This is a genomic window from Pseudomonas sp. CMR5c (assembly GCF_003850545.1).
GTDB classification, from domain to species: domain Bacteria; phylum Pseudomonadota; class Gammaproteobacteria; order Pseudomonadales; family Pseudomonadaceae; genus Aquipseudomonas; species Aquipseudomonas piscis.
This window is the reverse complement of sequence record NZ_CP027705.1, coordinates 6,761,555-6,774,327: the sequence shown is the minus strand read 5'-3', so window position 1 is coordinate 6,774,327 and position 12,773 is coordinate 6,761,555. Positions and strand designations below refer to the sequence as shown.

11 protein-coding genes are annotated in these 12,773 nt (G+C 67.0%); 5 read left to right on the top strand and 6 right to left on the bottom strand.

Going from position 1 to position 12,773, the window contains the following annotated elements; translation table 11 throughout:
• The first annotated feature begins 112 nt into the window (after positions 1-112).
• The 4 genes from C4K40_RS31350 to C4K40_RS31335 all read left to right on the top strand — a co-directional run bounded on the left by C4K40_RS31350 (position 113) and on the right by C4K40_RS31335 (position 6,285).
• Complete coding sequence (locus C4K40_RS31350; protein WP_053137764.1) at positions 113-742, top strand: glutathione S-transferase family protein; 630 nt, start codon at positions 113-115, stop codon at positions 740-742.
• Positions 743-763: 21 nt separating this feature from the next.
• The gene (locus C4K40_RS31345; protein ID WP_053137761.1) at positions 764-2,806 is read left to right on the top strand and encodes a pyridoxamine 5'-phosphate oxidase family protein; all 2,043 of its coding nucleotides are present in this window, start codon (positions 764-766) and stop codon (positions 2,804-2,806) included.
• Positions 2,807-2,966: 160 nt separating this feature from the next.
• Positions 2,967-4,169 (top strand): DUF3142 domain-containing protein, encoded by a 1,203-nt coding sequence (locus tag C4K40_RS31340; RefSeq protein WP_031320759.1) that lies wholly within the window; start codon positions 2,967-2,969, stop codon positions 4,167-4,169.
• Positions 4,156-6,285 (top strand): hypothetical protein, encoded by a 2,130-nt coding sequence (locus C4K40_RS31335; RefSeq protein WP_053137758.1) that lies wholly within the window; start codon positions 4,156-4,158, stop codon positions 6,283-6,285. Before C4K40_RS31340 ends, C4K40_RS31335 begins: the two co-directional genes overlap by 14 nt.
• Positions 6,286-6,330: 45 nt before the next feature.
• On the opposite strand, the gene C4K40_RS31330 is transcribed toward C4K40_RS31335, so the two are convergent.
• Positions 6,331-6,960, bottom strand: coding sequence for a LysE family translocator (locus C4K40_RS31330; protein ID WP_031320755.1), 630 nt, complete (start codon positions 6,958-6,960; stop codon positions 6,331-6,333).
• A gap of 145 nt (positions 6,961-7,105) precedes the next feature.
• On the opposite strand from C4K40_RS31330, the gene C4K40_RS31325 reads away from it, so the two are divergent.
• Entirely contained in the window at positions 7,106-7,579 is a 474-nt protein-coding gene (locus tag C4K40_RS31325) for an Lrp/AsnC family transcriptional regulator (protein ID WP_031320754.1), read from the top strand.
• A gap of 60 nt (positions 7,580-7,639) precedes the next feature.
• Here C4K40_RS31325 and C4K40_RS31320 read toward each other — a convergent pair whose 3' ends face one another.
• The 5 genes from C4K40_RS31320 to C4K40_RS31300 are packed head-to-tail and all read right to left on the bottom strand — an operon-like array spanning position 7,640 to position 12,764.
• Positions 7,640-8,572, bottom strand: coding sequence for a phosphatidate cytidylyltransferase (locus C4K40_RS31320; protein ID WP_053137755.1), 933 nt, complete (start codon positions 8,570-8,572; stop codon positions 7,640-7,642).
• 1 nt (position 8,573) lies between these two features.
• Complete coding sequence (locus C4K40_RS31315; RefSeq protein ID WP_053137752.1) at positions 8,574-9,197, bottom strand: 1-acyl-sn-glycerol-3-phosphate acyltransferase; 624 nt, start codon at positions 9,195-9,197, stop codon at positions 8,574-8,576.
• A 9-nt stretch (positions 9,198-9,206) separates the two neighbouring features.
• Positions 9,207-9,671 carry a hypothetical protein gene (locus tag C4K40_RS31310; protein WP_053137750.1) on the bottom strand — a complete coding sequence of 155 codons (465 nt, stop codon included), beginning with the start codon at positions 9,669-9,671 and terminating at the stop codon, positions 9,207-9,209.
• Positions 9,652-11,007, bottom strand: a complete 1,356-nt coding sequence (locus C4K40_RS31305; RefSeq protein WP_053137955.1) for a phosphatase PAP2/dual specificity phosphatase family protein — start codon at positions 11,005-11,007, stop codon at positions 9,652-9,654. The genes C4K40_RS31310 and C4K40_RS31305 overlap by 20 nt, the downstream gene beginning before the upstream one ends.
• Positions 11,007-12,764 carry a bifunctional alpha/beta hydrolase/class I SAM-dependent methyltransferase gene (locus tag C4K40_RS31300; RefSeq protein ID WP_053137747.1) on the bottom strand — a complete coding sequence of 586 codons (1,758 nt, stop codon included), beginning with the start codon at positions 12,762-12,764 and terminating at the stop codon, positions 11,007-11,009. The genes C4K40_RS31305 and C4K40_RS31300 overlap by 1 nt, the downstream gene beginning before the upstream one ends.
• Positions 12,765-12,773: the final 9 nt, after the last annotated feature.

Sequence of the window (12,773 nt, the reverse complement as noted above, 5' to 3'; positions counted from 1 at the left end):
CCCGATGAAATGATGGTTTGTGATTTCTGGTGATTCTGTTGTTTTTGCCCTGGCAGGAAGATAGCCCCTCCAGCGCGGTGCTTCGACCGTGCACCTGCCTGTGGAGTCGTCCATGCCCCAGCCCGCCATCAAGTTCTACAACTTTCCCCGCTCCGGCCATGCCCACCGCGTCGAGCTGATGCTGTCCCTGTTGGAGTTGCCGGTCGAAACGATTTTCGTCGACCTGGCCAAGGGTGCCCACAAGCAGCCCGAGTTCCTGGCCCTCAACGCCTTTGGCCAGGTGCCGGTCATCGACGACCAGGGCGTGGTGATCGCCGATTCCAACGCAATCCTGGTGTACCTGGCGCAGCGCTATGGCGATGGCCGCTGGCTGCCCACCGATCCAGTGGGAGCGGCGCAGGTGCAGCGCTGGTTGTCGGTGGCCGCGGGGCCGATCGCCTTCGGGCCGGCGGCGGCACGCTTGATCACCGTATTCGGCGCAACCTTCAACCCCGAGGAAGTCATCGCCCGCGCCCATGTCCTGCTCAAGGTCATGGACCAGGAACTGGCCGGCAGGCCGTTCCTGGTCGGCCAGCAGGCGACCATCGCCGATGTCGCCGGCTACAGTTACATCGCCCACGCGCCGGAGGGCAACGTGTCGCTGGCCGACTACCCCCATGTGCGTGCCTGGCTGGAACGCATCGAAGCCCTGCCGGGTTTCGTCGCCATGCCATCCACGGCGGCGGGCCTGAAAAGCGCCTGAGGCGCCCCGAGGGAGGTTTGCATGAGCACCCAGTCGCCCTGGCACGCCGGTGAACGGCAGCTGCAGGCCCAGGCCGGGGTGGCCGAGCGCATGGAAGCCTTCGGGGCCAAGGTCATCCGCCAGGCCATGCCCGACCAGCATCGGCAGTTCTATCAACAGCTGCCATTCATCCTGGTGGGCGCGGTGGATGCCGATGGCAGCCCCTGGGCGAGCATTCTCGAAGGGCCGCCCGGTTTTGCCCGGGCCCCGCAGGATACCCGGCTGCGCCTGGACAGCCTGCCGGCCAGCGATGACCCGTTGCAGTTGCACGAGGGAGCAGCGCTGGGCCTGTTGGGGATCGAGTTGCATACCCGGCGGCGTAACCGCCTCAACGGGCAGATTGCCAACCTCGACGCCCAGGGGTTCGAGGTGAGGGTGCAGCAGTCCTTCGGCAACTGCCCGCAGTACATCCAGCTGCGCGAGCTGCAACAGGTGCCCTTGGACGACCCCGCCAGCCGCCCGGCCCAGCATCACCGGGGCCTGGACGATGCGGCGCGGGCATTGATCGCTGCCGCCGACACCTTCTTCGTCGCCAGCTACGTGGATTTGGAGGGCCAGCGTTCGGTGGATGTATCCCACCGTGGCGGCCAGGCCGGTTTCGTCCGGGTCGAGGGCGATTGCCTGACCATCCCGGATTTCGCCGGCAACCTGCATTTCAACACCCTGGGCAACCTGCTGCTCAACCCTCGGGCCGGCCTGTTGTTCATCGATTTCCACAGCGGCGAGCTGCTGCAACTCACCGGCTCCACCCAGATCATCCTCGACGGTCCACTGGTCAGTGCCTTCCAGGGGGCCGAGCGGCTGTGGCGGGTCCAGGTGGAGCGCATGGTGCGGCGCCCGGCGGCCTTGTCCCTGCGTGGGCCGTTGCGCGGGGTGTCCCCCAACAGCCTGCTGACCGGCTCCTGGCTCGAGGCCGAGGCGCGCCTGCGGGCCCAGGCCCTGGGCAAGCAATGGCGGCCGCTGCGGGTGGTGCGGATCGAGGATGAAAGCCACAGCATCTGTTCGTTCTACCTGGAACCGGCGGACGGCGCGGGCTTGCCGTCTTTCCTGCCCGGCCAGCACCTGCCGTTGCGGATCGGGCTCGACCCGCAGCCGCTGATCCGCACCTACAGCCTGTCCAGCGCCCCGTCCGATGGATTCCTGCGTATCAGCGTCAAGCGCGAGGGGCGGGTGTCCAGCTACCTGCACGATGAGGTCGAAGTGGGCGACCTGCTGCACGCCAGGGCGCCCCAGGGCCAGTTCAGCATCGACCCCCACGGGCTGCGACCACTGGTACTGCTGGCGGCCGGGGTGGGTATCACGCCCTTGCTGTCGATGCTACGCGAGGTGGTCTACCAAGGCCTGCGTACCCGGCGCATGCGCCCCACCTGGTTGTTCCTGGGCTCGCGTACTCTTGCCGAACAGCCCTTTGCCGGGGAGCTGCGAACCCTCGGTGAGCAAGCCGGGGAGGCGCTGCAGGTACTGCGCCTGCTTAGCCAGCCCGAGGCGACGGCACAGCCGGGCGTGACCTTCGATCGGCAGGGGCGGATCGACACCCGGCTGGTGCTGGAGCATCTGCAACTGGATGACTACGACGCTGTGGATTTCGTGCTGTGTGGTCCTGGCGCCTTCACCCAGGCGTTGTACGACCAGTTGCGGGACCTGGATATCGACGATCGGCAGATCCATGCCGAGACCTTCGGTCCCTCGACCCTGCGTCGGCGGCCCGATGCCCAGGCCGTGCCGTTGCAGCAGCCGGCGGCGGCCACGAGCACGGTGCCGGTGCGCTTTGAGCGTTCTGGCCTGGTACATCACTGGCAACCCGCTGGCGGCAGCCTGCTGCAACTGGCGGAGCGCGCCGGCCTGCACCCGGAATTCAGTTGCCGGGGTGGTTCTTGCGGCACCTGCCAGACCCGCCTGCTCAGTGGCCAGGTCAATTATCCACAGCCCCCGGCGCAGTTGCCGGAAGCCGGGCAGGTGCTGATCTGCTGCGCGGTTCCCGCTGCTGTGGATAACTCATCTTCCCCCCTGGTGCTGGATCTGTAGAGCGAAGAAAAAATCCTCCCCAACGATTGCCGCCAACCCGCCCCCTGCGTAGGCTGACGCGAATTTTCTCGCCGCTGCCGCAGGCTGCGGGTAGCGGTTGCCGGGCCTATCGACCCGGTGATGTTCCAGGGTTTTCAGCGTTAAAGGGAATCAACGATCCATGCTCCCCCGGGTTCTGCTCCGTCTCTGCGCCGTGCTCCTTTGCGGGCTGTCGCTCAGCGCCTGCCGCCAGGAGCAGGCGCCCGCGCTGGATCAACAGCTGTACATCTGGCAACGCCAGTGGACCCCGGCCCACGCTGCGGCCCTGGCAGGGTCCCGGGCAGACTTTTCCACAGTCCGGGTGCTGGCCTTGCAGGCTTTTCCACAGGCTGGCTGGAGTCGGGCGCGGATCGATGCCGATATGTTGCGCCAGGATGGCCGACGGCTGATCGCGGTGGTTCGCCTCGATGGGCAATTGCCAGCGCTGGACCAGGACGAAATCCTCGCCCAGGTGCAGCAACTGCTGGCCGATTGGCAAGGGCAGGGCCTGGTCCTGGCCGGCCTGGAGATCGATCACGATGCCGCCACCGCGCGGCTGCCGGGTTATGCCGCGTTGCTGGCGCGCTTGCGGGCCCGGTTACCGGCTTCCCTGGCCCTGAGCATCACCGCGCTTCCGGCCTGGCTTGGCAGCTCTGAATTGCCGAGGCTGCTGGCCCAGGTCGATGGCAGCGTGCTCCAGGTGCATGCGGTGAGCGACCCGCGCAAGGGCCTGTTCGACCCCGGGCAAGCCGAGCAATGGGCCCGACGCTGGGCGCAGGTCACCGACAAACCCTTCTACCTGGCTCTACCCGCCTATGGAGTGGCCCTGCTGGCAGGCGGCGAGGGCGCGCCGCTGGTGGAGAGCGAGGCGCCCATCGCCCAGCGCGGCGAACGTCGCGAACTGATGGCCGACCCCGAACAACTGAGCCTGCTGGCCAAGACCCTGCGCAACGATCCTCCGGCGCACCTGGCCGGCTTGATCTGGTTTCGCCTGCCGCTCAAGGGTGATGTCCGGGCCTGGAGCCTGGATACCCTGAAGGCGGTGGCCCGGGGCGAGGTATTGGCCAGCCGGCTGGACATCGGCCTGACTGAGCAGGATGGCTTGTTCGACATTCGCTTGAGCAACTCGGGCAACCTCGATCGTCTCCTGCCTGAACAACTGTCCCTGGCCGTTGCCCAATGCGACGGATTCGATGGCCTGGGTGGCTATACCGCCCAGTTGCACGACGGCCAGCTGCTACTGACCCGCCAGCAGACCGGCCGCCTGGCGGCAGGTGGCACCCGGGCCGTGGGTTGGGCCCGCTGTACGAAAATTGACCAAGGAGCTGTGCATGTTCGTCCCTAGATCTCGCCACCTGTTGTGCCTGAGTCTGTTCCTGCCCCTGGCTCCGGCCCTGGCGTGCGGGCCGACTTTCCCCATGCGCCTGCTTGCGGACCGTCCGCAAACCCTGGCGGAACTGCCCGAAGGCAGCTTCAAGTTCGAGATCAGCCGCCTGGGCCAGGCCGTTGCCGGGCTCAAGCCGGTGGCCAAGGACGCCTTCAACTCCGACTACAGCCTGCCCGAGAGCTACGAGGTGCAGCAGCGTAACTGGGCGGAACAACAGGGGTTGGACGAGGCGCAGCGGACCCTGGTCGGCCAGTTGCGCAAGCTCGACGACGGCCGCGCCGCCGAGCAGCAGGGCGCCAGCTTGCCGGCCGAGATCCGCCTCTATACCGCCGGTGCGGTGGCTTTCAATGCCGGGGACAGCCAACTGGCCGCGGAGTATTTCCGCAAGGTGCTGGAGCTGCCGACTCAACAGCGCGCATTGCGCAGTACCTGGGCCGCCTATTCCCTGGGCCGGGCCTTGAGGTCCATCCATGCAGAAGCCAACGAACTGGACGAGCAGGGCCGGCGCGAGACCTTGCAGGCGGCGCGCCAGGCATTCATCCAGGCGCGCCAGCTGAGCGTCGACGGCTTCAGCGACCCGCTGGAACTGGGCATCGCCAGCCTCGGAGAAGAGGCCCGGATCCTCAAGGACCAGGGTGACTGGAGCCAGGCCATCGACCTGTATGCCAGCCAGAGCCTGCAGGGCTCGGAGGTTGGCTACAGCTCCCTGAAACAAGTGGTGAACGAGCTGGGCAGCCTGCCGGACGAGCAGTTGCTGGAGCAACTCAAGAAGCCTGCGGTGGCGCGCCTGCTCACCGCTTCGCTGGTGTCCCACCAGGGCTGGTCCTTTGGCGAAAAGCCGGACTCCGAGCGCAACCTGATCAAGCTCTTGAGCCAGGGCACCGCCGGCAGTTTCGACAATGCCGACCGGCTGGCGGCGCTGAATTACCAGAATGGCGATTTCGCCACCACCAAGCTCTTGCTCGAGCACGCCGGCGATGGCGGCCTGGCCTGGTGGCTGAGGGCCAAGATGGCCGTGCGCGACGGCGACAAGGTGGCCGCCGCGGCCGCCTACGCCAAGGCCTCCGCGGCCTTTCCCCGGGACGAGAACTGGGGCTTTCGCGGCGACTACGATGGCAACTACGAAGACCTCAAGCCGGGCTGCCGGGTAGAAGGCGAAAGCGCCGTGCTGGCCCTGGAGCGTGGCGACTACGTACAGGCGTTCGAGCTGCTCTACCGCAGTGGCGAGATCTACTGGCACGACGCGGCGACCGTGGCGGAGCGGGTGTTGACCGTGGATGAACTCAAGCGTTTCGTCGACGCCCAGGTCCCGGCGCCGCCACCGACGCCCAAGAAGGCGGACGACTACTACGAGCACTTGCCGATCGCCGCGCAGCTACGCGAGCTGCTGGGACGGCGCCTGCTGCGCGAAGGCCGTTACCAGGAAGGCTGGGGCTATTTCGACAGTCCCGAGCGCCAGGCCATCGCCAAGGCCTACGGCGAGTATCGCGAGCGGGCCGAGTCGGCCTGGCTGCCTACCCGCCGTGCCGAGGCCTACTACCAGGCCGGTCAGTTGGCGCGGACCTCGGGCATGGAGATCCTTGGCTACGAGATGGGGCCGGATTACCACAGCCTCTGGGGCAGCTATAACCTGGAGATCCCACCGGTGCAGGCCGGGCCTTTCCTCAGCGCCGACGAAGTACAGCGCCAGCAGGCCAGTACCGCCGATCCTGATGTGCGCTATCACTATCGCTACGTGGCCGGGGAACTGGGCAACCGCGCGGCGGATTACCTGCCGCACACCAGCCAGGCCTTCGCTGCGGTGCTGTGCAAGGCTGCGCGCTGGACACGGGGCTCGGACCTGGAGATCGACTACTACAAGCGCTACGTAGAGCATGGGCCGTTCGTGGAGTGGGCCGGCAACTTCGGCATGAACTGCCAGGAGCCGGACTTCGGCAGCGCCAACAAGCGCTATGTGACCCAGTGGATCGACGCCACCCGCTCCAGCCTCGGGCAGCACAAGCTGGCCAGCGCCGGTGGCGCGGCGCTCCTGCTGCTGGGCGGCGCCTACCTGATCCGCCGCCGGAAGGCATAGCCGCCAGATCGGGTCGTACGGCTTGCCTGATGCCCTATGGCCAAATCAGGCTTGCTGGACGAAGGTCAGGCGCAGGGCGAAGCCGATCAGCAGGCTGCCGAACAGCCATTGCTGCAGGCGTTGCGCCGAAGGGCTGCGTTGCATCCAGCGACCCAGCCCGGCGCCGGCCAGGGCGTAGCAGCAGTCGAACAGCCCACCGACGCCCACCAGCAACACGCCCAGGGTAATGAACTGTGGCGCCACCGCCCCGGCCTGGGGATCGACGAACTGCGGCAACAGCACCGAGCAGAACAGCAGGGCCTTGGGGTTCAGCAGGTTGGTCAGCACTCCGCGCTGGATCGCCTGGCGCCAGCGCAAGGGCGTGGCCGCCGCGCCGCTGCCGTCCAGCGCGGGCAGCAGGTTGCTCCTCAGGCACTGGATCCCGATCCACAGCAGGTAGGCCGCACCGGCCAGGCGCACCACGTCGAAGGTCCAGGGCGCGGCCTTGAACAGCGCTGCCAACCCCAGGGCCGCCAGGGCCACATGGCAGCCCCGGGAGATGGCCAGGCCCAGGGCCGTGGCCAATGCCTGGGCCTTGCCCTGGCGGGCGCCGGTCTGCAACAGCAGGATCATGTCGGGCCCGGGCAGCAGGTAGACCACCGCCAGGGCCAGGAAAAACATCCACAGTTGCGCCACCTTGCACCCCCATTCGTTGTCGAGTCGGTGCCCACAGTTTAGGGCTGGAGGGCAGGGCAGGTGCTTGCGTAATCAGCCAGCAAAGAAGCAGAAGTTGGCATAATCTTCCAGGATTCAGCCAAAGGACCAGCCGGATATGCCAAACATTAAACTCGACGCCTACGACCGCAAGATCCTCGCCGCCCTGCAGCGCGACGGCCGCCTGAGCAATGTGCAACTGGCGGAGGAGATCGGCCTGTCGCCATCGCCCTGCCTGCGCCGGGTACGGATGCTGGAGGAGGCCGGGGTGATCCGCGGCTACCAGGCGGTCCTGGCCCGGGATGAAGTGGGGCTTGGGCTGACGGTGTTCGTCGGGGTCAAGGTCGAGCGGCACAACGATGCGGAAGCCGAAGCCTTCCGCCAGGCGGTGTTGCAGTTGCCGGAGGTGATCTCGGCATTCCTGGTATCCGGCGAGTCGGACTTCCTGCTGCAAGTGGTGGTGCCCGACCTGCGGGGTTACGACCGCTTTCTTACCGGCCATCTGCTGAAGATCCCGGGGGTCAGCGATATCCGCAGCAACTTCGCGATCCACACGGTGAAGACCCCAGGCCCCTTGCCGCTGGGCCATCTGCCGGGCTGACCTGGTTCGTGGCGAGGGTGCTTGCGCACGCTCGCCACAGGGCAAGCTGCTAGTGGCCGGTCAGGTCCACCAGTAGCGCACCAGGTGGAAGAAGATCGGCGCGGCGAAGCATACCGAGTCCAGGCGATCGAGCATGCCGCCGTGGCCTTCGATCATGTGCCCCCAGTCCTTGACCCCGCGATCGCGCTTGATCGCCGACATCACGATGCCGCCGGCAAAACCCAGCAGGTTGATCAGCAGGGCGATGAGGAACGACTGCCAGATGCTGAACGGGGTGATCCACCACAGCGCGCCGCCGATCAGCGAGGCCAGCAGGATGCCGCCGACAAAACCCTCGACGGTCTTGGACGGCGACAGGTTGGGGGCGATCTTGCGCTTGCCGAAGAGTTTTCCACAGACGTACTGCAACACGTCCGAAAGCTGCACCACTATCACCAGGTAGGCGATCAGCAGCAGGTTGCGGCCCTCGTAGCCGGCGATGTCCAGGGTCAGCAGGGCCGGGACGAAGGATACGCAGAACACCGCGATCATCAGGCCCCACTGGACCTTGGAGGCGCGCTCCAGGAAGTGCGTGCTGTCGCCGCCCAGGGAGGCGAGGATCGGCAGCAGCAGGAACACGTACACCGGGATGAAGATCGAGAACAGCCCGTACCAGTCCGAATAGATCAACAGGTACTGCAGGGGCAGGGCCAGGTAGAACGCCGCCACCAGCGCCGGGTAGTCGCTGCGCCGGGTCGGGGTCAGGGTCAGGAACTCGCGCAGGGCATAGAACGACACGGCATAGAACAGCAGGATCACCGCCGCGGTGCCGAGCCAGAAGGCGATGCCGATCACCAGCACCATCACCCACCAGGCGTTGATCCGCGCGTTGAGGTTGTCGATCACCGGGTTGGGGCTGCCCCGGGTACGCCACTTGAGGATCAATCCGATCAGCGAGGCCAGCACCAGGATGGCGCCAATGCCGCCGAACAACATCAGGGTCTGCTTATCCATTTCAGGCGTGCTCCGGAGCCAGGGCCAGCAGCGCGGCGCGGCTGCGTTCGAGAAAGTCTTCCTTGCTTTCGCCGTCTTCCACCGCCAGGGGCGCGCCGAAACTGGTGGTGCACAGCAGCGGCAAGGGCAGGAAGCGTCCCTTGGGCATGACCCGGTTGAGGTTGGCGATCCACACCGGGATCACCTCCACCTGTGGATAACGCTTGGCCAGGTGATACAGGCCGCTCTTGAACGGCAACAGGCCGTCTTCCGGATTGCGTGTGCCCTCGGGAAAGATGATCAGCGAATCGCCCTGCTCCAGGGCATCGAGCATCGGCTGCAGGGGATTGTTATCCACAGCCTCCTTGCGCTCGCGGTCGATCAACACGCCGTTGAACACCCGGTTGATGATGTAGCGCCGCACGCCGCTTTTCTGCCAGTAGTCGGCGCCGGCCACGGGACGGGTCAGGCGTCGCAGTGCCGGCGGCAGCGAGGCCCACAGCAGCACGAAGTCGCCGTGGCTGCTGTGGTTGGCGAAGTAGATGCGTTGCACCGCCTGTGGCGCCGAGCCCAGCCACAGGCTGCGGGCGCCGGTGATGCTGCGGGCGGCGGAGGTGATGAGATTGGCAACCAGGGGTTCGAACATGGGCATTCCTTATCCGGCAAAGGCCAGCCAGGGGCTGATCAGGATCACGCTCAACAGCACCAGCACTTGGGTCGCCAGCAGCAGCGCCTGGCGCCGCAGCAGGCCCAGGGCACCCTGGCTGCGTTCGTGCCAGGGCCGTCCGCCGTGCTCGACGGGCTGCAGGCCGAGGCTGCCCAGGGCCTGGTCCAGGGCGCGGGTGCTGTGCTCCAGGGAGGTCGGGGCGTCGGCCACCCGCTGGAACAGGTCGGCATCGAAGGCCACCCGCAGTGCCAGGTACTTTTCCACAACCCCCAGGGCCACCAGGGCGAGGCTCAGCAGCAGCCCGGCGAGGGTAACGCTGGCGAGCAGGTACTGGCCCAGGCCATACAAGCCGCCGAGCAGGGTCAGGCCTGTGGATAACTGGTCCAGGACCTGGCCTCGGCGCAGCAGGCTGGCGACGCTGTACAACTGCATGTCAGTGGTGAGCGTGGGCATGGGCTGGGCTCCTGGCGTTGGCCAGGCTTTCCAGGGCCTGGCGATGGGCGGCATGCAGGACGATTTGCGGCCGCGCCCTGCGCAACTGGACCAGGGCGCTGTCTACCGTGGCCGCGCGTCCGCTGTGCAACAGCCAGGCGGCAATCGCCGTGGCGCTGCGCGAATAACCCAGGGCGCAGCACACCAGTAGCGCGCCGTACTGGCGCTGGTGCTCGATGGCCTGGGCCGCGGCCAGGCATTGGGCCGGGCTCGGTGCGCACAGGTCGAGCAGCGGCAGGCTCTGGTAGGCCGCCAGCGAGCGGCCGTCCAGGGACAGCTCGGCGCACAGGTCGAGCACCGCGGCGAACGGGCTGGCGTCCAGTTCGGCCGGCGTCGGCAAGCGTCCCAGCCAGACGTTATCCACAACCTGGTCCGGTTGTGGATGATTTCTTGTCCACAACCGCGAGTTGATCCACGCCGCTGCCAGGTAAGGCGCCAGCAGCCAGCGGGCGGCGGGGCTCAGGCGGCCATCGGCGCGTTTCTGGAAGCCGGCGGCATCCAGCAAGGCATAGTTCACCGCCACCAGCAGCAGCGCCACCGCCGGCCACAGCAGCCACAGGCCGATGCCGTCCCAGGCCCAGGCCGCCAGGGTGAATGTCGCAGCTCCCAGGGCATAGCGCAGGGCCAGTCGGCGGCGCTGCGGGTCATGGCTGAAGCGGGCGCTGGCCAGCGGGCTGGGACGATCCAGCGGCCACAACCAGACGCACAGCCAGCCGGCCAGGGCGCCTGTGGGCACATCGATGAAGTGGTGTTGATAAGTGGTCAGTACCGAAATCCCGATCAGCGCGAACCAGCCATGCACCAGCCAGCGCCAGGCCCCGTGGATATGCCGCGCATAGCAGACCCACAGCACCACCAGCAGGGCGATGTGCAGGGACGGCGCCTGGTTGAAGGGCTTGTCGAAACCCGCCAGCACCGCGAACAACCAGCCGAACAGCCCGTCCAGTTCCGGCCGGGGGAAGGTGAACCGCAGCGGCCAGAGCAGGAAGCAACTGACGGCGATCACCTGGGCGCTGAGCAGGCGCAGGGCGTGGCGCTTGAGTTCGTCGCGGCTGCGCGGCAGCAGCAATGACAGGCCGTAGAGCAGGTCGATGGACCAGTAGGGGACGATGGTCCAGGCCCAGAACGGCATGTGTCGTTCCCAGTCGAAGACCAGGCTGGCGACGTCGTCGCGCTGCGCAGTGACCCAGGTGGCGAAGCCATAGGTGCCGAAGAACAACGGTGCCAGCAACAGCAGCCAGAGCACCGCGGGCTTGAGCAATCCGGGTTCGCGCGCCGGCAGGGCGCCTGTGGCCATCATTGCACCCGCTGCGCCAGGGATACGCTGAAGATGCCCCATTCATCCACGCGCATCGTCACCTTGCGAAAGCCTGCGGCCTCCACCAGTTGGTCCATCTCTGCCTGGGTCCGGCGGCGCATGACCCAGGCCTGGCCCTCGCGGTGGCTGGTCAGGGCCCGGGCGATCAGCTCCAGCTGCGGGTGCCAGGGCTGGCCGGTGTACACCAGGTAGCCGCCAGGCTCCACGGCGCTGGCCAGCCCGGCCAGGGAGTCGCCGACCATCTGGTTGTCGGCGAACAGCTCGTACAGGCCGGAAACCACCGCCAGGGTCGGCTTGGGGTCCAGGGCAGCGAGATCGTCACGATCGAAGGCGTTGCCTTTGACGAAGCGGGCGATGTCGCCCAGGCCTTTTTCCTGGATCAGGGCGCTGCCGTCGCGCACGTTGATATCGCTGTAGTCGCGCAACAGGATCGATTCCGGCAGCGGCGCGACGCCTTGCAGGGCCTCGAGGATGTAGCGGCCATGGCCGGCGGCGATATCCACGATGCGCACCTCGTTGCCTTGCCCACGCAGCTGTTCCATGGCCAGGCGCAGCAGTTCTTCCACATGCAGCTTGCGCTGGCGAATGCCGCGCCAGCCGATGGAGTTCAGGTAGTTCTGGTCGATCAAGCGCCCCACCGGGGTATGTCCGGTTGGGCGGTTGCGGTAGACGTAGTCCAAGGTGCTGCCGGAGTCGAAGCCGGTGTCGAACCCCAGCTTGACCCCCGCCGATAACTGGCTGCCCAGGCGCATGCTGGCGCGGGTAGCCCGCCAGTACAGGTCGCGCAGGGAGTTGCGTGGCAGCGGCGCGGCCAGGGCCTCGGATTCGGCGCAGGTGGCGCCCAGGCGGTCGGCGTCCAGCAGGGCAGGGCGCTGCAAAGGAAGGGTGAAGTTATGCAGGATGAAGCGCCGGATGCTGGCCATGGCCGGGGCGCGTTCCTTTTCGCCCAGGGTGTCGTGGAAGAAGCCCGGGAGGATGTGCTTTTCCTTGCGCAGGCTGCCCAGGCGCTCGAAGAACTGCTCCTGGGGCTTGCGATGCACCACGAAGTCGGACCCGGAGATCAGCAGCTGGGTCGGCACCTGGATCGCCTGGGCATCGGCCACCACCCGGTCTGCCGCTTCATACAGGCCCAGCAGGACGTTGACCGAAATCGCCTTGGTGATCAGCGGATCGCTGTCATAGCTCTCGACTCGTTGCGGGTCGTGGCTCAAGAAGCGCGCCTTGACGTAGCTGTTGACGAAGAAGTTGCCGCGAAAGCGCCGCATCAGGGCCAGGCCGGGACGGGCGAACGGTACGTAGAGCTTGACCTTGAAGGCCGGGGAGGCCAGCACCAGGGAGCGGATCCGCGGCGCGTAGTCGTGGACCCAGGTGGCGGCAATCACCGCGCCGACGCTCTGGGCCACCACGGCGATGTTTTCTTCGGCGATCTGGTGGGCGCTGCCCAGGTGGTCGCAGAAGGTCTGCACGTCGCGCACGCTGGTGGCGAAGCTCGGGCTGTCACCCCGGGCACCCGGCGACTGGCCGTGGCCACGGGCATCCCAGGCGAAGAAATCGATGTGCGGCAGGTCCAGCTCGTCCACCAGGTGGGCGATGCGCCAGGAGTGCTCGTGGCCGCGGTGGAACAGCATCACCGCCTGGCGCGGCTCGCCAGGAGCCACTTCGGTGGCTGGCCAGTGGCGGTAGAACAGTTCGACACCATCATGGGTCCGGAACGTCTGGTGTTGGGCTTCGCGCATAGCCATTTC

Excerpts from the sequence above, each read along its gene's own strand:
- C4K40_RS31345 (WP_053137761.1), top strand. The coding sequence starts at position 764 with ATGAGCACCCAGTCGCCCTGGCACGCCGGTGAACGGCAGCTGCAGGCC.
- C4K40_RS31300 (WP_053137747.1), bottom strand. The coding sequence starts at position 12,764 with ATGCGCGAAGCCCAACACCAGACGTTCCGGACCCATGATGGTGTCGAA.
- C4K40_RS31335 (WP_053137758.1), top strand. The coding sequence starts at position 4,156 with ATGTTCGTCCCTAGATCTCGCCACCTGTTGTGCCTGAGTCTGTTCCTG.
- C4K40_RS31320 (WP_053137755.1), bottom strand. The coding sequence starts at position 8,572 with ATGGATAAGCAGACCCTGATGTTGTTCGGCGGCATTGGCGCCATCCTG.
- C4K40_RS31305 (WP_053137955.1), bottom strand. The coding sequence starts at position 11,007 with ATGGCCACAGGCGCCCTGCCGGCGCGCGAACCCGGATTGCTCAAGCCC.
- C4K40_RS31350 (WP_053137764.1), top strand. The coding sequence starts at position 113 with ATGCCCCAGCCCGCCATCAAGTTCTACAACTTTCCCCGCTCCGGCCAT.
- C4K40_RS31310 (WP_053137750.1), bottom strand. The coding sequence starts at position 9,671 with ATGCCCACGCTCACCACTGACATGCAGTTGTACAGCGTCGCCAGCCTG.
- C4K40_RS31315 (WP_053137752.1), bottom strand. The coding sequence starts at position 9,197 with ATGTTCGAACCCCTGGTTGCCAATCTCATCACCTCCGCCGCCCGCAGC.
- C4K40_RS31340 (WP_031320759.1), top strand. The coding sequence starts at position 2,967 with ATGCTCCCCCGGGTTCTGCTCCGTCTCTGCGCCGTGCTCCTTTGCGGG.